Source organism: Amycolatopsis pigmentata (assembly GCF_042684065.1).
GTDB classification, from domain to species: domain Bacteria; phylum Actinomycetota; class Actinomycetes; order Mycobacteriales; family Pseudonocardiaceae; genus Amycolatopsis_E; species Amycolatopsis_E pigmentata.
Window position 1 is genome coordinate 1,203,306 of record NZ_JBHUKR010000007.1, and the last position, 19,975, is coordinate 1,223,280.

A 19,975-nucleotide genomic window follows, 5' to 3' on the forward strand; every position below is an offset into this window, starting at 1 on the left:
TCTCGACGAGTCGCGACGATGTGGCCGCGCCGGGTCGCGGTGCTTTCCGTGCACACCTCGCCGCTCGAGCAGCCGGGTACCGGGGACGCCGGCGGCATGAACGTCTACATCACGCACACCGCGACGGAGATGGCGCGGCGGGGAATCAGCGTCGAGGTGTTCACCAGGGCCACCTCCTCCGACCAGCCGCCTGCGGCCGAACTGGCGCCGGGCGTGCTGGTGCGTCACATCCCGGCCGGGCCGTTCGAACCGCTCGCCCGTGACGAATTGCCGGCGCAGCTGTGCGCGTTCACCTCGGGCGTGCTGCGCACGGAGGCGTTCCACGAGCCCGGCTACTACGACTTGATCCACTCGCACTACTGGCTGTCCGGGCAGGTGGGCTGGCTCGCGCGGGACCGCTGGGGCGTCCCGCTCGTGCACACCGCGCACACGCTCGCCAAGGTCAAGAACGCCGCGCTCGCCGACGGGGACAAGCCCGAGCCGCGGACCAGGGTCATCGGTGAGGAGCAGGTCGTCGCCGAGGCCGACTGCCTGGTCGCGAACACCTCGGTGGAGGCGGGTCAGTTGGTCGGCCTCTACGGAGCGGACCCGAACGCGGTCCGGACCGTCTCACCCGGTGTCGACGTCGAACGGTTCACGCCCGGCCCGCGTGCCGACGCGCGCCGCCGGATCGGTGTGCCTGCCGACGCCATCGTGCTCGCCTTCGTCGGCCGCATCCAGCCGTTGAAGGCGCCGGACGTGTTGCTGCGCGCCGCCGCGCGTCTGTTGGAGCGGCAGCCCGAACTGGCCGGACGGCTCGTCGTGCTGGTGGTCGGCGGCCCGTCGGGGAACGGGCTCGAACAGCCGCGGGCATTGCGGGACCTGGCCGTCTCCCTGGGTATCGAGAAGCAGACCGTCTTCCTGCCCCCACAGCCGGGTGAGGAACTCGCGACGGTCTACCGCGCCGCGGACGTGGTGGCGGTGCCCAGCTACAACGAGTCGTTCGGGCTGGTCGCGTTGGAGGCGCAGGCCTGCGGCACGCCGGTGGTCGCCGCCGAGGTCGGGGGCCTGCCGGTTGCGGTCGCGCACCGCGAGTCCGGGCTGCTGGTGCCGTCGCACGCGGACGACGACTGGGCCGCCGCGCTGGCCGACGTGGCGTTGCGGCCGGGACTGCGGGAGGCTCTCGCGGTCAACGCCGTGCGCCACGCGCGCCGGTTTTCCTGGAGCCGTACCACCGACGCCCTGCTGAGCACCTACGCGGCGGCGGCGGATTCGTTCTCCGCGCTGCGATCGGAGGTCGCGGTATGAGCCGGACAAGTCGCGGAGGGACGAGCATGAGCCTGGACGAGATCATCCAGTCCACTGTGGACGATCTTGGGCTGAAGTACGAGAAGAAGGGCACGGGGCGGTACTTCGTCACGCTGCCCGGGACCCGGAAGCTGCAGACCAACTGCTGGCTGATCGTCGGTGAGCACGCGTTCGTGATCGAGGCCTTCGTCTGCCGCAGGCCCGACGAGGCGCACGAAGAGGTCTACCGATTTCTCTTGCGCCGCAACGCGAAGCTCTACGGAGTCCACTACACGGTGGATGCTCTGGGGGACATCTACCTGGTCGGCAGGCTCGGCCTGGACACGGTGACCGAGTCGGGTCTCGACAAGATCCTGGGTCAGGTCGTCGAGGCCGCCGACGGCGACTTCAACACCCTGCTGGAGATCGGTTTCGCAAGCTCGATCAAGCGCGAGTGGGACTGGCGCGTGTCACGAGGCGAGTCTTTGGCCAACCTGGAGGCGTTCAAGCACCTCGTCGAGCCGGAAGGGAAGGAAGGTGTCTTTACTACGGATGATGAGGAGTAAAGACACCTTGCTCCACAAAAAACCCGAACGAACTGACCGCGCGTGCGGTCACTGTGCGTGATCGGAAGGGGGATTCGCCCGCGGGGGAGGCGGGACGGCCTGAGGGAGGGGGAGTCGCGAACTCAGGCCGCCCCGCTGACGCTCCCGCCGCTGTGTGGACCCGGTGGCGAGGGGGAGTGCCAACGGGGCCGGCGGGGCCGCAGCCCGGCAGGGGGGAGACGAGCTGCGGTCGTACCCCGCGATCGCTGGGGAGTGCGTGGTTCCAGCTTCGCGGGACGTTGCCAACTTGTCAGATTTCCTCCAGTAATCACAAGACTACCGGCTGCTCCATTAGAGTGAATTTTGTTCAGGATGCTTACGGAAAGCGACATCTGTCCCAGTGAGCTGGGCTTATTGGCGTCGTGCTTAACTACAGGGTGATCTCGCAGGTCGGCGCGGACGCACATTCCGTGAAAACTTCCGGCGCTGGCCCGTGCGGCTTCCGGATGGCCGTTCTGGCAGGCTTACGGCATGGCCGAACTAGGGACGCTGGTATTGCTCCGCCACGGGCAGAGCACCTGGAACGCGGAGAACCTGTTCACCGGCTGGGTCGACGTACCCCTGTCGGAGCAGGGCGAGGCCGAGGCGCGACGCGGCGGCGAACTGCTCGTCGAGTCCGGCCTGCTGCCTGATGTCGTGCACACCTCGGTGTTACGCCGTGCGATCAGCACCGCGAACATCGCGCTCGACGTCGCCGACCGCCACTGGATCCCGGTCCGCCGGGACTGGCGTCTCAACGAACGTCACTACGGTGCCCTCCAGGGCAAGAACAAGAAGCAGGTGCGGGACGAGTTCGGCGAGGACCAGTTCATGCTCTGGCGCCGCTCCTACGACGTTCCTCCGCCGCCGATCGAGCGAGGCAGCGAGTTCAGCCAGGACGCCGACCCGCGCTACGCGTCGCTCGGTGGTGACGCGCCGCTGACCGAATGCCTCAAGGACGTCGTGGCCCGCTTGCTGCCCTACTGGGACTCGGCGATCGTGCCGGATCTGCGGGCGGGCAAGACGGTGCTGGTCGCCGCGCACGGCAACTCCTTGCGTGCGCTCGTCAAGCATCTCGACTCGATCTCCGACGCGGAAATCGCGGGTCTGAACATCCCCACCGGCATCCCGCTCCGCTACGACCTCAACGCCGACCTGACTCCGGTCACGCCCGGCGGCACCTACCTGGACCCCACCGCCGCGAAGGAAGCCGCGGCGGCGGTCGCCGCCCAGGGCCGCTGACCTCGGTGTTGTCTTGAAACCTGGAGGGCGACCACTCACCACTCCAGGCACCTTCCGGTTCGAAGACGGTTTCTCAGATCAGGCCGAGTTCACGAGCGCGGGCGCCCGCCTGGAAGCGTGAGGTGGCGCCGAGCGCCTCCATCAACTCGGCCACGCGGCGACGGTAGGTGCGCAGGCCGAGGCCGAGGGTGCGCGCCGCGGTCTCGTCCTTGCAGCCGGAGGCCAGGACATCGAGTATCCGCGGCGCGAGTGCCCTCACCTCGGCGAATCGTGCGTCGAACACCGACAGCGGGGTCGCTCGCCGCCAGGCCGCTTCGAACAGGGAGGCCACGCCCGCGACCACTTCTCCTCGCGTGAACACACTGAAACTGCGGGGGCCATGCGAGGAGTCCCCGGCCAGGATCGCCATCCGCCCGTCGAGAATGATCGTTTCATTGATCTCGTCCGGTGCGATCCGGATGTGCGCGCCGAGCCGCGCCAACTCCCGCAGCCGCTCGGCCCGCCCCGCTTCGAGCAGCACGCCCGGCCGGTAAAGCTTGCGCACCCGCCGTCCGTCCAGGTCGCCCGGATCGACTTCCTTCGCCCGCGAAGCGGCCCAGGTGTTCATCGTGTTGGCCGCGCAGGCGATGTCCCGCGCGACCCCGAACAAGTGCGCGGTCCGGATGAAAAGTTCTTCTTCGCCCCGCACCACGACATCGCCGGTGTCGCCGATCGTCTCCACGCTTCCAGTGTGGCAGGATCGCGCGGTCACGGACCGAATGGCAGGAAGTTGCCGATCCGCTCGCGAGACCGGCGCGGCGGATCAGGCTGGTTCCATGACAGAAACGGTCAACGCCTCCGCTTCGGGCACCTGGACTCTCGGCGACCTCACCGTCAACCGCCTCGGCTACGGCACGATGCGCCTGGCCTTACGCGCGGACGGTGGCACCGGAGACCGGGACACGGCCATCGCGGTGTTGCGGCGTGCCGTCGAACTGGGTGTGAACCACATCGACACCGCCGCGTTCTACTTCAACCCGCGCCTCTCGGCCAATGAGCTGATCAACACCGCCCTGCGCCCATACCCGGAAGACCTGGTCATCGTGACCAAGGTCGGGCCTGGCCGCGATCCTTCGGGCGGGTTCCTGCCCCAGGCGCGCCCCGAACAGCTTCGGGGCCAGGTCGAGGAAAATCTGCGCCAGCTCGGCCGCGACCACCTGGACGTGGTCAACCTTCGCATCGGCGACGGGCTCGAACGCGGTGAAGGCTCGCTCGCCGACCGGTTCGGCGCCCTGGCCGAACTCCGGGAAGCCGGGATGATCCGGCATCTGGGCATTTCCAATGTCGGCCTCGCGCACCTCGACGAGGCACAGGCGATCGCGCCAGTGGTCTGTGTGCAAAATCAATACGGTCTCGCCGTCCGGCGTGAAGACGATGAACTCGTCAGGATCTGCGCGGAGCGTGGAATAGCCTTCGTGCCGTTCTTTTCGGTGGCGAGCGGGGCCGACGAGGAGCCGGTCGACGTGGTGGCCCGGGACCATGGGGTGTCGCCGGCGCAGGTGCGGCTGGCCTGGACCCTGCACCAGGGGCCGAACGTGCTGGCCATTCCCGGTACCGCGAATCTCGCGCATCTGGAGGCCAACGTCGCGGCCGGGTCGCTGCGTCTGTCCGAAAAGGATCTCGCCCGGCTGGCGGGCATCTCATGGCTGGACGGTCACAATCCGGCGGAATCGGCGTGAACAGGGCTTGAACACTTTCCGTGAAGATGTCACGGCGATCACGAGAAGGCTGCCAGGACTAGGCCGGAACACCTCCGGCATGCTTACGATTCAGCCGTGAGCGTGCCTGCTTCACTCGCACTGGCCGTCGGCGCACTACTGGTCGGCGCCATTGCCGGTTTCCTCTTCGCCCGGATCAAACGGAACGTGGCCGAGCGAACACCCACCGGTCCCACGGTGGCCGAGCTCCTGCTTCGTCTCGTCCGGTCCTCCAACAACGGCGTCCTGGTGCTGAACCGCTTCGGCGACATGGTGTTGCACAACCGCCGTGCCGAGGTCCTCGGCCTGGTCTCGTCGAATCGCGCGGACACGCGCGCCCGCAAGGCCGCCGAGCACGTCGTCGAAACCGACGAGCCGCTGGAGATCGACCTCTCCCCGCTGGAAGCGCGCGGCAGGCAGCCCGAGGCCGTCGTCGGCGAGGTCCGGCCGCTCGGCGACGGCTACACCGTGATCGAGGCCGTCGACCACTCCGAAGCGGCGCGCCTGGAAGCGGTCCGCCGTGACTTCGTGGCCAACGTCAGCCACGAACTCAAGACCCCGGTCGGCGCGATCGCCCTCCTCGCCGAGGCCGTGCTGGACGCCGCGGACGACGAGGAGGAGGTGCGCCGGTTCGGTGGCAAGATCCTCCACGAGTCGACCCGCCTGGGCACCCTGGTCACCGAGCTGATTTCGCTGTCGCGGCTCCAGGGCGCGGAACGACTGCCCGACCTCAACGTGGTCGACGTCGACGCGGTGGTCCGCGAAGCGCTCGGCCGCACCCGGCTTTCCGCCGAGTCCGCGGACATCAGCGTGACCGCCGACAACCCCAGCGGCCTGCTCGTGGAGGGCGACCGGACGCTGCTGGTGACCGCGCTGTCGAACCTGCTCGCGAACGCGGTCGCGTACTCGCCCCCGCACAGCCCGGTCTCGGTCAGCCGCCGGGTCACCGACGGGATGGTCGAGATCGCGGTCACCGACTGCGGCATCGGCATCGCCGAGGACGAGCAGCACCGGGTGTTCGAACGCTTCTACCGCGCGGACAAGGCCCGTTCGCGCGCGACCGGCGGGACCGGGCTCGGGCTGGCGATCGTCAAGCACGTGGCGGCGAACCATGGCGGCGAGGTGACCTTGTGGAGCAGGCCGGGCACCGGTTCCACGTTCACGCTCCGCCTGCCCGCCTACCAAGTCCCCGACCCCGCGCCGGAACCCCGGCAGGAGACCGCACCGGACCGGGTATCCCGGTTCGTGGTGACCACGCACGAACAGGGAGGAAGATCGTGACGAGGGTGCTCATCGTCGAGGACGAGGAGTCGTTCGCCGACCCACTGGCCTTCCTGCTGCGCAAGGAGGGGTTCACGGCCGCCGTCGCGACCACCGGCCAGCAGGCGCTGGAGGAGTTCGACCGCAACGGCGCCGACATCGTCCTGCTGGACCTGATGCTGCCGGGCATGAGCGGAACCGACGTGTGTAAACAACTCCGCCAGCGCTCGGCCGTGCCCGTGATCATGGTCACGGCGCGGGACAGTGAAATCGACAAGGTGGTCGGCCTGGAGCTGGGCGCCGACGACTACATCACCAAGCCCTACTCCGCCCGCGAGCTGATCGCGCGGATCAGGGCGGTACTGCGCCGGGGTGGAGAGTCGGGTTCCGACGGCGAACTTTCCCCGCCCGTGCTGGCCGCCGGACCGGTGCGGATGGACGTCGAGCGGCATGTGGTCACCGTCGACGGCGGGGAGGTTTCCTTGCCGTTGAAGGAGTTCGACCTGCTGGAATACCTGTTGCGCAACGTCGGCCGGGTGCTCACCCGCGGGCAGTTGATCGACCGGGTGTGGGGCGCGGACTACGTGGGCGACACCAAAACGCTGGATGTGCACGTCAAACGGCTGCGGTCCAAGATCGAACCGGACCCGGGATCCCCCCGGCATCTGGTCACGGTCCGAGGACTTGGTTACAAGTTCGAGACTTAAGCGCTCGGCCAGGTACCGTAGGGCTTTGTGCGCCTAGGGGTATTGGATGTCGGTTCGAACACCGTCCACCTGCTGGTGGTGGACGCACATCGTGGTGCCCACCCGACGCCGATGCATTCCGAGAAGTCCGTGCTGCGTTTGACCGAGCAGATCACGGGGAATGGCGAGTTGACCAAGGAGGGCGCCGACGCGCTGGCCCGGTCGGTCGAGTCGGCGAAGGCCTCGGCCGCCCGCCTCGGCTGCGAGGAGTTCATGGCCTTCGCCACGTCGGCGGTCCGCGACGCGGAGAACTCGCCGAAGGTGCTCCGCAGGATCACCGAGCGGACCGGCGTGGAGCTGGAGGTGCTCTCCGGCACCGAGGAGGCGCGGCTGACCTTCCTCGCGGTGCGCCGATGGTTCGGGTGGTCGGCGGGCAACCTGCTGGTGCTCGACATCGGCGGCGGATCCCTGGAGGTGGCGATGGGCTGGGACGAGGACCCGGCTCTGGCCGAGTCGCTGCCTCTGGGCGCGGGGCGGATCACGCGGACCAGGTTTTCCCATGACCCTCCCCTCCGCGCCGAACTCACCGAAACCTCGGAATGGCTGGAAGAGCAGCTCGCCGGGCTGGCGGGCAAGGTCGCCGGGCTGGGCAGGCCCGACAGGGCGGTGGCCACGTCCAAGACCTTCCGGTCGCTGGCCAGGCTGGCCGGAGCGGCTCCCTCTGCCGCGGGACCCCGGGTACGACGTACGCTGTCCGCCACGGCGCTGCGGCAGCTCATCGCGTTCATCTCGCGGATGACGGCGGCGGACCTGGCCGAGCTGGAAGGGGTCAGCTCGAGCCGGGCGCACCAACTCGTCGGGGGAGCACTGGTGGCGCGGGCGGCCATGCGGGCGCTGACGCTCGAAGAACTGGAAATCTGCCCCTGGGCGCTGCGAGAGGGCGTGATCTTGCGGCGACTGGACCACTCGAACGGCTCGGGTGAGACCGCGGTGACGGACGAGCGCAGTTCGTCGCGGAAACGGACCGGTGACAGCACTCCGCTGGACGACGGCGAAGTGGGACAGGCACGGTGGAAGCGATGAGTCGAGAAAGCGGACAAGACCGGTCACAGAAGACTGTGGCCGAACTGCTCGCTCTGCACGGCGGGAACGTCGACGGCACTCGCCGCCGACGGCGTCGCGCTGCCGATGACGAGGACGAGCAGGGCGGCAACGTCTCCGACATGTCCTCACACCGCCGGGGTGGCGGTGGGGGCGGCAGCGACAGCCAGGCCATCATCGACCGGGTGCGCGGCGACGGGCCGCCGACCCCGCCACCACCGACGCGCCGCGAGGGCGGCCGCCGTGCGCTGCCGGAACCCGAGGCGCAGCCACCGGCGCAGTCGTTGCCGCGCCGCAGGCCCGACGCGGGTCCGCGTCACGGGGCGGACCCCGTCCCGCCGCGGTCCCCGGCCGCGCCGCCCCAGGAGTCGGGTGCCTACCCCCGGCCGGCGGCGTTGCCGCCGCAGGAGCGTTCCCGGTCCCCGCACGACTCGGGATACCATTCCCGGCCCGCGCCTCCGTCCGAGCCGGGCACACCCGGATGGCCGGGAGGCGGCCGCGAGTCGGGTAATTTCCCCCGTCCGAACGGCGCTCCCAAACACGACTCCGGTGCGTTGCCGCGGTCTCCTCAGCCCCCCGCGCCCGCGCCCGAATCCGGTGCGTTCCCTCGTCCGAACGGGGCACCGCCCCGCGAGTCGGGCACCTTTCCACGGCCTCCTCAGCCGGCGCCGGAGTCCGGTGCTTTCCCGAGGCCACCGGCGCCCGAGTCGGGTGCGTTCCCCCGGCCCAACGGCACTCCACCGAAGGAGTCCGGAGCCTTCCCGGTCGCGGGCAACGCGAGTCCGGCCGCACCGACCCGCCGGGCCAGGCCCGTCGAGCCGCCGATGCGGAGACCGCCGCAGGAGTCCAGCGGCATGCCGCTCCCCGAACCGCCTGCGCCGGACGAGTTGCCCCGCCGGGGCCCGGACACCCGCGCTCAGCTTCCGCCGCGACGGCTCACCCCGCGGGCGCCGGGCCCGCCGGCACCGCCCGGTGCGATGGGACTCGACGGAGCGCCCGAAGAGGCACCGCCGGAGCCGAACGGGATGGCCAGTGGCGCGTTTCCCGCGCCGCCGCTGCGTCGCCGCGCCGCCCCGCCGCGGCAGGGCGAGCCCCACACCGAGCAGTTCCGGCCGATCGACGCACACCCCTCCGGCACCGCCTTCGAACCGGCCCCGGACGCTCCGCCTGCCGGGCTCAGCGACTGGCGGCGGCCGGGACCGCCTCGCGGCCGTGATGCCGAGGCCACCGAGGTCGGCGTCATGCCGGTGGTGCCCGTCGAGGACGCCGATCCCGGGGAAGCGATGGAGGCCACCGGCTTCCACGACCCCTTCGCGGATGACGACGAGGGCGACGAGTTCGAGGCCTTCGCCGATCCCGAAGCCGAACAACTCGACGACTACGACTACGACGCGGAAGCCGACGCGGACGAGCCCGAGGACGACGAGGAACCCCTCGAGGCGTCGCCCGCCAAACAGTGGCTGTCGATGGCCGCGCAGCTCGCTCTCGGCGTGGTCGGGGGCGCCGGGGTCTGGCTCGGCTTCAACTGGCTGTGGGGCAAGATCCCGGCGGCGGCGCTGGTCGCGGCGGTGGTGGTGATCGCAGGCCTGGTCTGGATCGTGCGGAAGATCCGCAGGGCCGACGACATCCAGACCACCGTGCTCGCCGTCCTGGTCGGGCTCGTGGTCACCGTCTCGCCCGCGGCACTGCTGCTGTTGTCCCGTTGATCCCGATCGGCCTTTCCACGGCGTCGGTCTGGCCCTTGCGGGCCGGCGCAGGCTTCGAGCTGGCCGCGGATCTGGGTTACGACGGCGTCGAGGTGATGATCTGGGTCGACCCGGTCAGCCAGGACATCGCGGCGGTGCGCAAGTGGTCGCGGCGCACCGGGATGCCGGTGCTGTCGGTGCATTCCCCGTCGCTCCTGATCACCCAGCGGGTCTGGTCGCCCGACCCGGTGGTTCGCTTGCGCCGCAGCGTGGACGCCGCGGTGGAGCTCGGCGCTCGCACGGTGGTCGTGCACCCGCCGTTCCGCTGGCAGCGCCGCTACGGCGACGCGTTCGCCGACCTGCTGTTCGAACTGGAGGCCGCCAGCGGAGTCGACATCGCGGTCGAGAACATGTTCAAGGTGCGGCCGCCCGGCGGGAAGCGTGACGCGCGGGTCTCGGCGTTCCGCCCGTCGATCGACCCGACCGATGTCGGTTACTCGCATTACACACTCGATCTTTCACACGCGGCGGCGGCGCGGATGGACCCGCTGGCGCTGGCGGACCGGATGGGCCCGGCGCTCTCGCACGTGCATCTCGCCGACGGCACCGGCATTCCCAAGGACGAGCACCTGATCCCTGGCCACGGCGTCCAGCCCTGCGCTGACTTGCTGGAACGGCTCGCGCCGGGCGGATTCGACGGCCAGGTGGTCCTGGAGGTCAACACGCGCCGGGCGCCGAGCGCCGCGCACCGGGTGAAAGCGCTTGCGGAAGCTTTGCTGTTCGCGCGCTTCCATCTCGGCCAGTGATCCCCGGTCCGCGCGGTCGATCAAGATCAACTTTTCGCCGGGTTCGTGGGCTTCGGATAGGCGAACCCGTAAAGTTTCCGACGTGAACCCGCTGCGCTCCTTGATCCTCGCGGCTGCCGGGAACGAAGCTCTCGGCCGTGCCGTGGCCGCCCTTCCCGCCACCAGAGGCATCGTCGACCGGTTCGTCGCCGGGGAGACCGTCGCCGACGCCGTGACCGCGGCCGCGCGCCTGGTCGACGACGGCCTCTTCGTGACCCTCGACTACCTGGGCGAGAACACCGGGCAGGCCGCGCAGGCGGACCACACCGTGCGGACCTATCTCGCGTTGCTCGACCGGTTGCGCGGCGAGGGCCTGTCGGCGCGAGTCGAGGTGAGCGTCAAGCTGTCGGCGGTCGGTCAGCTGCTGGACGAGAAGCTCGCGCTGGACAACGCGTGGCGGATCTGCGCGGCCGCGGAACAACTCGGCACCACCGTGACCCTCGACATGGAGGACCACCGGACCACGGACTCGACGCTGCGCGTGCTTTCCGAACTCCGGCGCACCTGGCCGTGGGTCGGCGGGGTGCTGCAGGCCTACCTGAAGCGCACCGAATCGGACGCGGCCGGACTCGCGGTCGCCGACTCCAGGATCCGGCTGTGCAAGGGCGCCTACGCCGAGCCGCCCGAGGTCGCGTACGCCGACGGGCACGAGGTCGACCTGGCCTACGTCCGGTGCGCCAACATCCTGCTGGGCGGCAGTGGGTACCCCATGTTCGCCACGCACGACCCGCGCCTGATCACGATCCTGGGCGAGCGTGCGCGGTGGTACGGACGTAAGCCGGGAGGGTACGAGTACCAGATGTTGTACGGGGTGCGGCCCGACGAGCAGCGAAGGCTCGCGGCCGAAGGGGAGACGGTGCGGGTCTACCTGCCCTTCGGCGAGCAGTGGTACGGCTACCTGGTGCGCAGGCTTGCCGAACGCCCGGCGAACCTGGCCTTTTTCCTGCGTGCGCTGGCCAGTCGTTCGTGAAGGCACCGGAGCATCCCGATCCGGCGGACTTCGCGTCCGCCTGCACCGTGCGCTCTCTCGGCGACGGCACCCTGACCGCCGACCTGCCTCACGAGTGGTCCATCGGTACCCATCCGCATGGTGGTTTCGCGATCGCGCTCGCGGCCAAGGCCGCGGTGCGGATGCTCACCGAACGAGGCGAGCCCTCGACCGACCCGCTCGTGGTCAGCGCCCAGTTCCTGCGGCCCCTGGCGATCGGCCCGGCCTTGCTGCGGACCGACCTGAGAAGGGTCGGCAGGCGCATCAGCGTGGTCACGGTCCAGTTCGAGCAACGCGGCCGCAGCTGCGTCGAGGCGACGGTCACGGCAGGCCGCCTGCCCGTCCGGCGCCCCGAGTGGGTGGACGTCCCGCCGATGGCCGCCGAACCGCCGTCCCGGGCGATCCCGCTGGGGGGAGACACCGCCGAGGGCCTGTTCAACCTGGCCAAGGGCTGTGACGTACGGATCGACCCGGCGACGGCCGGTTACCTGTCCGGCCGGACCGGGGACGCGCCCCGGATCCGGTTGTGGGTCAAGCCGAGGCAAGGGGCCCCCGACCCGTATTTCGCCCTGCTGGCCGGCGACATCAACCCGCCGGTGGTGTTCAACCTGGGACGTTTCGGCTGGGCTCCGACGGCTCAGCTCACCGCGCTCGTCCGGGCCCGGCCCGCGCCGGGATGGCTGCGGGTGTTCGCCGAATGCCGCACCATCCACGACCCCTGGTTCGATTCCGATGCCTCGGTAATCGATTCCACGGGCCGTCTGGTGTGTCAGGCCCGTCAGCTCGCGCTGGCCCCGGCACCTGACGCCGGCAACGGTGGACGCCCGGGCTGACCGGGAACGCCAGGGACGGCGACTTCGATGACGAGGCCGCCATCCTCCTTCGCTCGCGCGTCAAGAATGGCATTGGTGAACGGGTCCGCGTATTCGTCCCAGGTCGACCGGAGTGGTTCTTCGGAGCCGAGGCGAAGACCGGAAACCCCGTTCGCGGACATTCGCCATGGCGGTGAGCATCAGTATCCTGGTCCGGCCACCGGCGGAGACGAGTTGTCCGCGGATTTCGTCGCCATGCGTCCCCGGCAGATCCCGGTCGAGCACGACGACGTCGTACTAGCCGGTGCCGAGTTTGTTGATCGCCGAGTCGCCGTCGTGGGCGACATCGACCGACATCGCCAGCTCGCGCAGGCCCTCCGCGATGTAGCCGGCAAGGGTTTCTTGGTCTTCGACGACGAGCGCGCGCACTGCCGTCTGAATTATCGAAACAATCTGCAAGACTATTCTTTCCAAGCTATCGGCGCCGGTGCTTCATCGGCATAACGCGATGATGTGGCGTTGATCCGGTGATGGTGAAACGGTGTTGAAATGGGTGTCCGGGTAGCTTTTGCGAGGCAAGGTCATTTACGGTCCGGCCCGGCTCATCGAACTGCTCGACACTGAGCCGACGGTGGCCGACGCCCTCGTTCCCGGGCATTGCGCGCCGCTCGCACCACGATCCTGATCACGCACGACCTCGACCTCGCGGCCCTCGCCGACCGGATCATCGTCCTCGGTGACGGGGGAAGGGGGCACGAACGGCACAGTAGGCTCGCGTCATGAGCACAATCGCGGTTCTGGGCGCGGGCAAGATCGGCGAGGCACTGTTGTCGGGTCTGCTCCACGGCGGGCGGAGCGTCGACGACCTGCTGTTCACCGAGCGGCACCCGGAGCGGGCCGCCGAGCTGACCGCGCGCTACGGCATCGCGGCGGTGGAGATCCCGGAGGCGGCGAAGCGTGCCGAGGTACTGGTCGTCGCGGTGAAGCCGCAGGACATCGAGCCGCTTCTGGAGGAGCTGGCGCCGCTGGTGGGCGCGGACTCGTTGATCGTGTCGCTGTGCGCGGGCCTGCCGACCTCGCTCTACGAACAGCGCCTGCCGCCCGGGGTACCGGTGGTGCGGGTGATGCCCAACACCCCGATGCTGGTCGGGGAGGCCATGAGCGCGATTTCCGCCGGCAGTCACGCGAGTGCCCGGCACCTCGCCGTGGTCACCGAGATGCTGGCCTGCGTGGGCCAGGTGATCGAGGTCCCGGAGTCGCAGCAGGACGCGGTGACCGCGCTCTCGGGATCCGGGCCGGCGTACTTCTTCTACCTGGTCGAGGCCATGATCGACGCCGGGATCCTGCTCGGGCTCCCGAGGACGGTGGCCGAGAAGCTGATCGTCCAGTCGGCGGTGGGCGCCGCGAAGATGCTGGCGGAAAGCGACGAGCATCCGGTGCTGCTGAGGGAAGCGGTCACCTCTCCGGCGGGAACCACCATCAACGCCATTCGTGAGCTGGAGAAACACGGAGTGCGTGCGGCGCTGCTGGCCGCGATCGAAGCCGCGCGTGACCGCTCCGTGGAGCTGGGCAGGGCCCACGAGTAGCGCGCGCCGCTGGGCGGTTTGGTGGAAAATATCAGCGCGCGTCGCACTGGTCCCACGTGTCCCGCTACCCTCAGGGATAAAGTACGAGCGTGCCGGGCCCGTCGGTGGGGAAGCCAGGCGGCAATGGCGCGCGAAGGGCACGGTGACCTATGCCGTCGAACTCCAAGGGCGTGCCCGAGCTCGGGCAGGTCCAGTTTCTGACAGTCGCCGAGGTGGCCTCGCTGATGCGGGTCTCCAAGATGACCGTCTACCGTCTGGTGCACTCGGGTGAGCTGCCGGCCGTCCGGGTGGGCAAGTCCTTCCGGGTGCCGGAGAAAGCCGTCCATGACTACCTCGAAAGTGCGTATTTCGACGTGGGGTAACCTGGGTGGCCGCCTGAGATTCATAATTCGTGAAGGAGCACCTGTGGGCTCGGTGATCAAGAAGCGCCGCAAGCGCATGTCCAAGAAGAAGCACCGCAAGTTGCTGCGCCGCACGCGCATGCAGCGTCGGAAGCAGGGCAAGTAACGCTCAGGCGAACGGCTGATGCGGCCCGTCCGGTTGTTCCGGGCGGGTCGCGCCCGTTCAGGTGATCGGTGGTGACCTGGGGTGAGAGGGCCGCCTGAGCCACTGACTCGGCAACTCGTCGGGAGTAGCATCGCCACCACCGGTCGAGCCGGCTCCAACCCTGGAGAGGGGGTCGAATGCCGCCCAAGATCGTCCTCGTCACGGGAGTAGCGAGCGAACTGGGCGGACGGCTGTTGGCGCGTCTCGGTTCCGGCACCGAGTTCGACCGGGTGATCGGCGTCGACACCCGGGCACCGGGCAAGCAGGTGCTGCGGCGCCTGGGCCGGGCGGAGTTCGTCCGCGCCGACATCCGCAACCCGCTGATCGCGAAGGTGATCACGGACGCGCGCGTGGACACCGTCGTGCACTGTGCCACCACCTGCCATCCGGCGGGGCCGGCGCGGCGGAGCGCGATCAAGGAAGTCAACGTCATCGGCACCATGCGGCTGCTCGCGGCCTGCCAGCGTTCGCCCTGGATGCGCAAGCTGGTGGTGAAGTCCACCGCCGCCGTCTACGGCAGCGGGCCGGGTTCGCCCGCGGTCTTCACCGAGGACTCGGAGCTCATCCCCACGTCGTCCAGCGGCCATGCCAAGGACGCGGTCGAGGTCGAGGGTTACGTGCGCGGGCTGTCCCGGCGCCGTCCCGACATCGGCGTCACCACCGTGCGGTTCACCAACGTGATCGGGCCCGACGTGGACACCGTGCTGGCCCGCTACTTCGCGTTGCCGGTCGTGCCCACCGTGCTCGGTTTCGATGCCCGTCTCCAACTGCTGCACTCCTCCGACGCGCTGTCGGTACTCGAGTTGGCTACCCTCGAAGACAGACCAGGTGTGTTCAACGTCGGTGCCGACGGGGTGCTCACCTTGTCGCAGGCGATCCGCCGTGCGGGCCGGGCGGAGCTTCCCGTGCCGCGCTCGGTGGTGCCTTCGGTGGCGAAGCTGTTACGCGGGGCGCGGGTGGTGGACTTTTCCGAGGACCAGGTCCGGCTGCTCAATTTCGGTCGCGTCGTGGACACCACCAGGCTCACCGAGGAGTTCGGTTACCGGCCGAGGTGGACCACGAAGGCGGCGTTCGACGACTACGTCCGGGGCCGTGGCCTTCGCCCGGTCCTCGACGGCGAAAAACTCGCGGCGGCGGCAGGCAAGGTCCTGTCCGCCGCCGGCCATGCGCGCCTTTGAACCCCGAGCCCGAAAGAGACGACTCATGCCCTTGCCCGCTGACGCAGGTGAAGCACAGGTCATCCCTCTGCACCGGCCCGGGCGCGAGAGACCGCCCGCCACCGTCAAACCGGTCGAGGCCCCGGTGGTCTCGTTGCCCGGCCAGACCGCTCCCGAGGACGAACCGGAGCCGGACGCGGACGTCGTCGGCAAGGCCCTCGCGTTCCTCCGCGGCCGCCTGACCGGCGACTACGCCGTCGACGAGTTCGGCTTCGATCGTGAACTCACCGACCTGCTCCTGCTGCCTCCGCTGCGTCTGCTCTATCAGAAGTGGTTCCGCGTGAGTGCCTCCGGAGCCGAACACCTGCCGTCCGAGGGCGGCGCGCTCATCGTGTGCAACCACTCGGGTACGGTCCCGCTCGACGCGGTGATGACCGCGCTGGCCGTGCACGACGAACACCCGGCGCACCGCCACCTGCGCATGCTGGGCGCGGACCTGGTGTTCCGCACGCCGCTGATCGGTGCGCTCGCCCGCAAGTCCGGACAGACCCTGGCCTGCGCCTCCGACGCGGAAAGGTTGCTGCACTCGGGCGAACTGGTCGGCGTATGGCCGGAGGGTTTCAAGGGCGTCGGCAAGCCCTTTTCGGCGCGGTACAAGCTGCAGCGGTTCGGCCGTGGTGGTTTCGTGACGGCGGCGCTGCGCGCCGGAGTGCCGATCATCCCGTGCTCGATCGTGGGCGCCGAGGAGACCTATCCGAAGATCGGGGACATCAAGCCGCTGGCCAGGCTGCTCGGGCTGCCCTACTTCCCGGTGACGCCGTTCTTCCCGCTGTTCGGCGCGCTCGGGGCGATTCCGTTGCCCACCAAGTGGTACATCGAGTTCGGCGAGCCGATCGAAACGGGCTCGTACTCCGCCGAGGATCTCGACGACCCGATGCTCGTGTTCAACCTCACCGACCAGGTCCGGGAGGCCATCCAGCAGGCGCTCTACCGGCGCCTTGCCCAGCGGGAGAGCGTCTTCCGCTGATCCTCCGCAGCCGGCGGATTCTCGCCGTGGTCACGGTGCGAGACGAACACCGATCGCGCCGCTACCGTTTGACCGGTGATCAACGACATCGAAACCTTCCAGCAGCGGCTCGCCGCCAGTGGGCTGCCACCTGTGCTCAGCGGGCGGCACGACAGCGGGGACTTCCGGGCCGGCGTCGTGGCGCGCGACCTCGGGCCGCTCAGGCTGATCGAGCTGGTCACGCCCGGGGGCGAATGTTTCCGGCCCTCTCGTCGCGCCCGCGCCGAAGATGAGGAGCTGTGGCAGATCGATCTGATGACCTGGGGACAGGCGCGCGTCGAGCAAGGGCGCGGCACCGCCGAGCTCGGGCCGGCCGACCTGGTTCTCATCGACCCGGCGCGGCCCGTCCGGTACCGCAGCACCGCCGCCAGACACGTGACCGTGCTGGTGCCCCGGCGAGAGTTGCGGCTCCGCCCCGGAGACGCCGCCCGCCTGGCAGGTGTACGCATCAACGGCGACCGCGGCCCGGGGGCTCTGGTGTCCTCGCTGGCGCGGGATTTCGCCCGGTCTCTGACCGGGTTCCGGGCCGGTCAGGCGGACCGGTCGGCCGCCGCGGTGATCGAGTTGATCTCGGTGGCGCTCGAGGCTCAACTGGGGGACGCACGCCCGTGTCCCGATGAGGCGCTGCGCGACCGCGTTCTCGGCTACATCGAGGCCCGGCTGTCCGACCGGGATCTCTCCCCGGCCCGGATCGCCGCGGCGCACCATATCTCCGTACGCCGGCTCCACAAACTTTTCGAAGACCAGCCGCAGACCGTCGCGGCCCTCATCCGCCATCGGCGCCTGGAGCGGTGCCGGTCCGACCTGTTGCGACGCGACCGGACGGTCGCGGCTGTCGCCGCGCGCTGGGGATTCGCCGATGCGGCGCATTTCAGCAGACTCTTCAAGGCGACGTACGGCTACAACGCGGCGGCGCTGACGTCCAGCAACCGTGCACGGACAGTCAAGGCGCCCGCGGACCGGCCCGTCGACGATGGGGGCACACATGATTGAAAGGTGATCGTATGGACCAGTCAGTCGAGGCGCTGAGCGCGATTCCGCTGCGGATGTACGAGGCTTGGAACCGCGAGGATGTCGCCGGCTTCTTCGCCGACTTCGCCGAGGACGCGCTGTTCGCGGAGCTCGAGGGAACCATCTACCGGAGCCGCACGGAGGCGATCGCGGCACACGAGGAGCTCTTCGCGACAGTGATGAAAGGTTCCCGGCTGGTGCGGGGCGAGGTGCCGTTCGCCCGGATCATCAGTCCGGGCGTCGGCGTGGTCCACGGCCGCGTCGGCATCCTCATGCCGGGCGAGGAGGAGCCGCCGCAGACGCGCTTTTCCATGCAGCTCTACGTCACGGCGTGGCGAAACGACCGCTGGGTGGTCGTGGCCCTGCAGAACGCGCGCCTGCTCTCCTTGGAGACCATGGGGGCCTTGGAGTCCCTGGCCACGGGATGACGAGAACGCGCTCCGCTCGGGAAGCGAAAGCATTTTCAAAATAGGCTAGCGGCGGCGGTAGGCGAGGCCCGCGGCGACGGCGCCAGCGAGCGCACCCGCGCCGAGGACCGACGGGACTCCGATCCGGGCCGCCTTCCGTCCGGTGCGGAAGTCCCGGATTTCCCAGCCGCGGGCACGGGCCACCTCGCGCAGGCCGGTGTCCGGGTTGACCGCCACCGCCGTGCCGCAGACCGAAAGCATCGGGATGTCGTTGGAGGAGTCCGAGTACGCCGTGCAACGGCGCAGATTCAGGCCTTCCCGGGCGGCCAGCGCGCGGACCGCGTGCGCCTTCGCGCGGCCGTGCAGCAGGTCGCCCACCAGTCTTCCGGTGTAGACGCCGTCGACGTGTTCCGCGACCGTGCCCAGGGCGCCGGTCAGGCCCAGCCGTCGCGAGATGATCGCGGCCAGTTCGACCGGTGTGGCGGTGACCAGCCAGACCCGTTGGCCCGCGTCGAGGTGCATCTGGGCCAGCGCGCGGGTGCCCGCCCAGATCTTGTCGGCCATGAGTTCGTCGTAGATCTCCTCGCCGACCCTGGTCATCTCGTCGACGCTGTAGCCGGAGACGAACGACAGCCCCTGCTCACGGATCGAGCTGACGTTGCCCTCCTTGCCGCCGACCCGGAACTTCACCTGCTGCCAGGCGAATCCGGCGAGGTCGGAGGCGGTGAAGTACTTGCGCGCGGCCAGGCCCCGGGCGAAGTGGAAGATCGACGCGCCCATCATCATGGTGTTGTCCACGTCGAAGAAGGCCGCCGCGGTCAGATCCGGTGGAGCGGGCGGGACGGGCTTGCCGCCCTCCGCGAGACGGGGGGATGCCATGCTCTCCATGGCGACGGCGGCCTCCGCCGAGGCTTCCCCGGCCAAGGTGGCAAGCCGCTCCAGTTCGGGGCCCTTTGCCTTGCCGCGCCACACGTAGACTGCCTCCTGACTCGGTGCCTGCGCTCAGCGTAGCGACCCGGTTCAGCCGAGCCCCACCCCGGGAAGTCCGGGAAGTCCGGGAAGCAGAGGCGGCAGGGACGGCACCAGAGGCGGCGGGGACACGGTCGGCGGTGCGGGTCCGGTGGTCGGCGCGAGGATCGGCGGGAGGACCACCAGCGGTGTCGTGGTGCTTCCGGCCGGGGGCACCGGCGGTGTCGCCAGGGGCACCGCGACCGGTGTCAGAGCCGATTCCGACGATCGGGTGGCGTCGAAATCCCGTGAATCCGGCTCGCGTGAGCCGGGGCTTCGCGAGGGCGCCGTCGGAACCTGGCCCGGCAGCGCGGGTACCTGGCAGCCGTCCCCGGCCGGGACCGCGCCGAGTTCGTCCGCCTCGCCGGTGGTGATCCGGTAGCAGCCGAGCCGGCCGCTGAGCGCCCGCACCCGGGTGTCGATCCGGTCCAGCAGGCTGGTGACCTCGGCGAACGGTGCGGCCTTCGCGCTCTGCTCGTGCACCCAGGCGCTCAGGTCGCCCAGTTGGCTGCCGGTGCCCTGGACACCCAGCACGGTGAGGCCCGCGGCCCCGGCCGTCGCTTCGCGCCGGAACGCGCGCACGAGGTCGGGATTGCCACTGTGCAGCGCGACGAGTTCGTCGAGCCGGGTCGCGGCGAACTTCAGGTGCCGGGTGGCCTTGGCGTTGTCGCCGAAGGTGAGCCCCAGTTCCGCGGACTCCGCCGCGCGTTTGACCGGATACAGCGTGTCTCCGGGCAGTGAATCGTGGGAGAGAACCATGCCCAGGCCGGCGAGCGCGACGACTGCCGCCGCCGCGGCGAGCAGGTTCGCCGTCATGCGGCGCTTCCTTCCCGGTACGGCGCCCTCCAGGCGGCGGCGGATCCGTTTCCGGGTCACCGCGTCGGGGGTCGTCGCACCGAGCTCGCGCAACCGGGAAATGATTTCCAGTTCACGCGCCGACCACCCGGACACGTCCACGACTGTTCAACGACGGAAACGTCGTGGCCGTT

At 69.7% G+C, this 19,975-nt stretch carries 23 protein-coding genes; 18 read left to right on the plus strand and 5 right to left on the minus strand.

Translation table 11 applies throughout. The features are described from left to right. Positions 1–18 precede the first annotated feature (18 nt). The 3 genes from mshA to ACFSXZ_RS18855 all read left to right on the plus strand — a co-directional run bounded on the left by mshA (position 19) and on the right by ACFSXZ_RS18855 (position 3,092). Positions 19–1,287, plus strand: a complete 1,269-nt coding sequence (mshA, locus tag ACFSXZ_RS18845) for a D-inositol-3-phosphate glycosyltransferase (RefSeq protein WP_378266522.1) — start codon at positions 19–21, stop codon at positions 1,285–1,287. A 26-nt stretch (positions 1,288–1,313) separates the two neighbouring features. Then, positions 1,314–1,832: a type III secretion system chaperone family protein gene (locus ACFSXZ_RS18850; protein ID WP_378266323.1), complete on the plus strand. Its 519-nt coding sequence runs from the start codon at positions 1,314–1,316 to the stop codon at positions 1,830–1,832. 510 nt (positions 1,833–2,342) lie between these two features. Further along, positions 2,343–3,092: a phosphoglyceromutase gene (locus tag ACFSXZ_RS18855; RefSeq protein ID WP_378266324.1), complete on the plus strand. Its 750-nt coding sequence runs from the start codon at positions 2,343–2,345 to the stop codon at positions 3,090–3,092. A gap of 73 nt (positions 3,093–3,165) precedes the next feature. Here the strand turns inward: ACFSXZ_RS18855 and ACFSXZ_RS18860 are convergent, their stop codons facing one another. Beyond that, a complete protein-coding gene (locus tag ACFSXZ_RS18860; protein ID WP_378266325.1) occupies positions 3,166–3,813 on the minus strand; it encodes a helix-turn-helix transcriptional regulator in 648 nt (215 codons plus the stop codon). A gap of 94 nt (positions 3,814–3,907) precedes the next feature. Here ACFSXZ_RS18860 and ACFSXZ_RS18865 point away from each other — a divergent pair, with 94 nt between their 5' ends. From ACFSXZ_RS18865 to ACFSXZ_RS18900, 8 genes are all read left to right on the plus strand, one after another. After that, positions 3,908–4,810 carry an oxidoreductase gene (locus ACFSXZ_RS18865; RefSeq protein WP_378266326.1) on the plus strand — a complete coding sequence of 301 codons (903 nt, stop codon included), beginning with the start codon at positions 3,908–3,910 and terminating at the stop codon, positions 4,808–4,810. Between the two features lie 96 nt (positions 4,811–4,906). Then, complete coding sequence (locus ACFSXZ_RS18870; RefSeq protein WP_378266327.1) at positions 4,907–6,109, plus strand: sensor histidine kinase; 1,203 nt, start codon at positions 4,907–4,909, stop codon at positions 6,107–6,109. Next, complete coding sequence (locus ACFSXZ_RS18875) at positions 6,106–6,795, plus strand: response regulator (protein ID WP_378266328.1); 690 nt, start codon at positions 6,106–6,108, stop codon at positions 6,793–6,795. The genes ACFSXZ_RS18870 and ACFSXZ_RS18875 overlap by 4 nt, the downstream gene beginning before the upstream one ends. Positions 6,796–6,822: 27 nt before the next feature. Next, positions 6,823–7,857 carry a Ppx/GppA phosphatase family protein gene (locus ACFSXZ_RS18880; RefSeq protein ID WP_378266329.1) on the plus strand — a complete coding sequence of 345 codons (1,035 nt, stop codon included), beginning with the start codon at positions 6,823–6,825 and terminating at the stop codon, positions 7,855–7,857. Next, entirely contained in the window at positions 7,854–9,581 is a 1,728-nt protein-coding gene (locus tag ACFSXZ_RS18885; RefSeq protein WP_378266330.1) for a hypothetical protein, read from the plus strand. Before ACFSXZ_RS18880 ends, ACFSXZ_RS18885 begins: the two co-directional genes overlap by 4 nt. Then, positions 9,578–10,366: a sugar phosphate isomerase/epimerase family protein gene (locus ACFSXZ_RS18890; protein ID WP_378266331.1), complete on the plus strand. Its 789-nt coding sequence runs from the start codon at positions 9,578–9,580 to the stop codon at positions 10,364–10,366. The genes ACFSXZ_RS18885 and ACFSXZ_RS18890 overlap by 4 nt, the downstream gene beginning before the upstream one ends. A gap of 82 nt (positions 10,367–10,448) precedes the next feature. Continuing rightward, the gene (locus ACFSXZ_RS18895) at positions 10,449–11,375 is read left to right on the plus strand and encodes a proline dehydrogenase family protein (protein WP_378266332.1); all 927 of its coding nucleotides are present in this window, start codon (positions 10,449–10,451) and stop codon (positions 11,373–11,375) included. Further along, positions 11,372–12,226 (plus strand): thioesterase family protein, encoded by an 855-nt coding sequence (locus ACFSXZ_RS18900; RefSeq protein ID WP_378266333.1) that lies wholly within the window; start codon positions 11,372–11,374, stop codon positions 12,224–12,226. The genes ACFSXZ_RS18895 and ACFSXZ_RS18900 overlap by 4 nt, the downstream gene beginning before the upstream one ends. 276 nt (positions 12,227–12,502) lie before the next feature. On the opposite strand, the gene ACFSXZ_RS18905 is transcribed toward ACFSXZ_RS18900, so the two are convergent. Then, positions 12,503–12,634 (minus strand): hypothetical protein, encoded by a 132-nt coding sequence (locus ACFSXZ_RS18905; protein ID WP_378266334.1) that lies wholly within the window; start codon positions 12,632–12,634, stop codon positions 12,503–12,505. Positions 12,635–12,790: 156 nt separating this feature from the next. Next, positions 12,791–12,961, minus strand: coding sequence for a hypothetical protein (locus ACFSXZ_RS18910; RefSeq protein WP_378266335.1), 171 nt, complete (start codon positions 12,959–12,961; stop codon positions 12,791–12,793). Between the two features lie 23 nt (positions 12,962–12,984). Between ACFSXZ_RS18910 and proC the strand changes: the two genes are divergently transcribed. From proC to ACFSXZ_RS18945, 7 genes are all read left to right on the plus strand, one after another. Continuing rightward, positions 12,985–13,791, plus strand: a complete 807-nt coding sequence (gene proC / locus ACFSXZ_RS18915; RefSeq protein WP_378266336.1) for a pyrroline-5-carboxylate reductase — start codon at positions 12,985–12,987, stop codon at positions 13,789–13,791. Between the two features lie 149 nt (positions 13,792–13,940). Further along, on the plus strand, positions 13,941–14,153 hold the full coding sequence (locus ACFSXZ_RS18920; RefSeq protein WP_378266337.1) for a helix-turn-helix domain-containing protein: 213 nt from the start codon (positions 13,941–13,943) through the stop codon (positions 14,151–14,153). A gap of 43 nt (positions 14,154–14,196) precedes the next feature. Continuing rightward, the gene (locus tag ACFSXZ_RS18925; RefSeq protein ID WP_017986394.1) at positions 14,197–14,298 is read left to right on the plus strand and encodes a 30S ribosomal protein bS22; all 102 of its coding nucleotides are present in this window, start codon (positions 14,197–14,199) and stop codon (positions 14,296–14,298) included. A gap of 176 nt (positions 14,299–14,474) precedes the next feature. Next, on the plus strand, positions 14,475–15,515 hold the full coding sequence (locus ACFSXZ_RS18930) for an NAD-dependent epimerase/dehydratase family protein (RefSeq protein ID WP_378266338.1): 1,041 nt from the start codon (positions 14,475–14,477) through the stop codon (positions 15,513–15,515). Between the two features lie 25 nt (positions 15,516–15,540). Continuing rightward, positions 15,541–16,521, plus strand: coding sequence for a lysophospholipid acyltransferase family protein (locus ACFSXZ_RS18935; RefSeq protein WP_378266339.1), 981 nt, complete (start codon positions 15,541–15,543; stop codon positions 16,519–16,521). A 75-nt stretch (positions 16,522–16,596) separates the two neighbouring features. Beyond that, positions 16,597–17,553, plus strand: coding sequence for an AraC-like ligand-binding domain-containing protein (locus tag ACFSXZ_RS18940; protein ID WP_378266340.1), 957 nt, complete (start codon positions 16,597–16,599; stop codon positions 17,551–17,553). Between the two features lie 11 nt (positions 17,554–17,564). Next, positions 17,565–17,999: an SgcJ/EcaC family oxidoreductase gene (locus tag ACFSXZ_RS18945; protein WP_378266341.1), complete on the plus strand. Its 435-nt coding sequence runs from the start codon at positions 17,565–17,567 to the stop codon at positions 17,997–17,999. Between the two features lie 45 nt (positions 18,000–18,044). On the opposite strand, the gene ACFSXZ_RS18950 is transcribed toward ACFSXZ_RS18945, so the two are convergent. Both ACFSXZ_RS18950 and ACFSXZ_RS18955 read right to left on the minus strand, forming a co-directional pair. Next, positions 18,045–18,950, minus strand: a complete 906-nt coding sequence (locus ACFSXZ_RS18950) for an HAD family hydrolase (protein WP_378266342.1) — start codon at positions 18,948–18,950, stop codon at positions 18,045–18,047. A 48-nt stretch (positions 18,951–18,998) separates the two neighbouring features. Further along, positions 18,999–19,937 carry a DUF5667 domain-containing protein gene (locus tag ACFSXZ_RS18955; RefSeq protein WP_378266343.1) on the minus strand — a complete coding sequence of 313 codons (939 nt, stop codon included), beginning with the start codon at positions 19,935–19,937 and terminating at the stop codon, positions 18,999–19,001. Between the last annotated feature and the right edge of the window lie 38 nt (positions 19,938–19,975).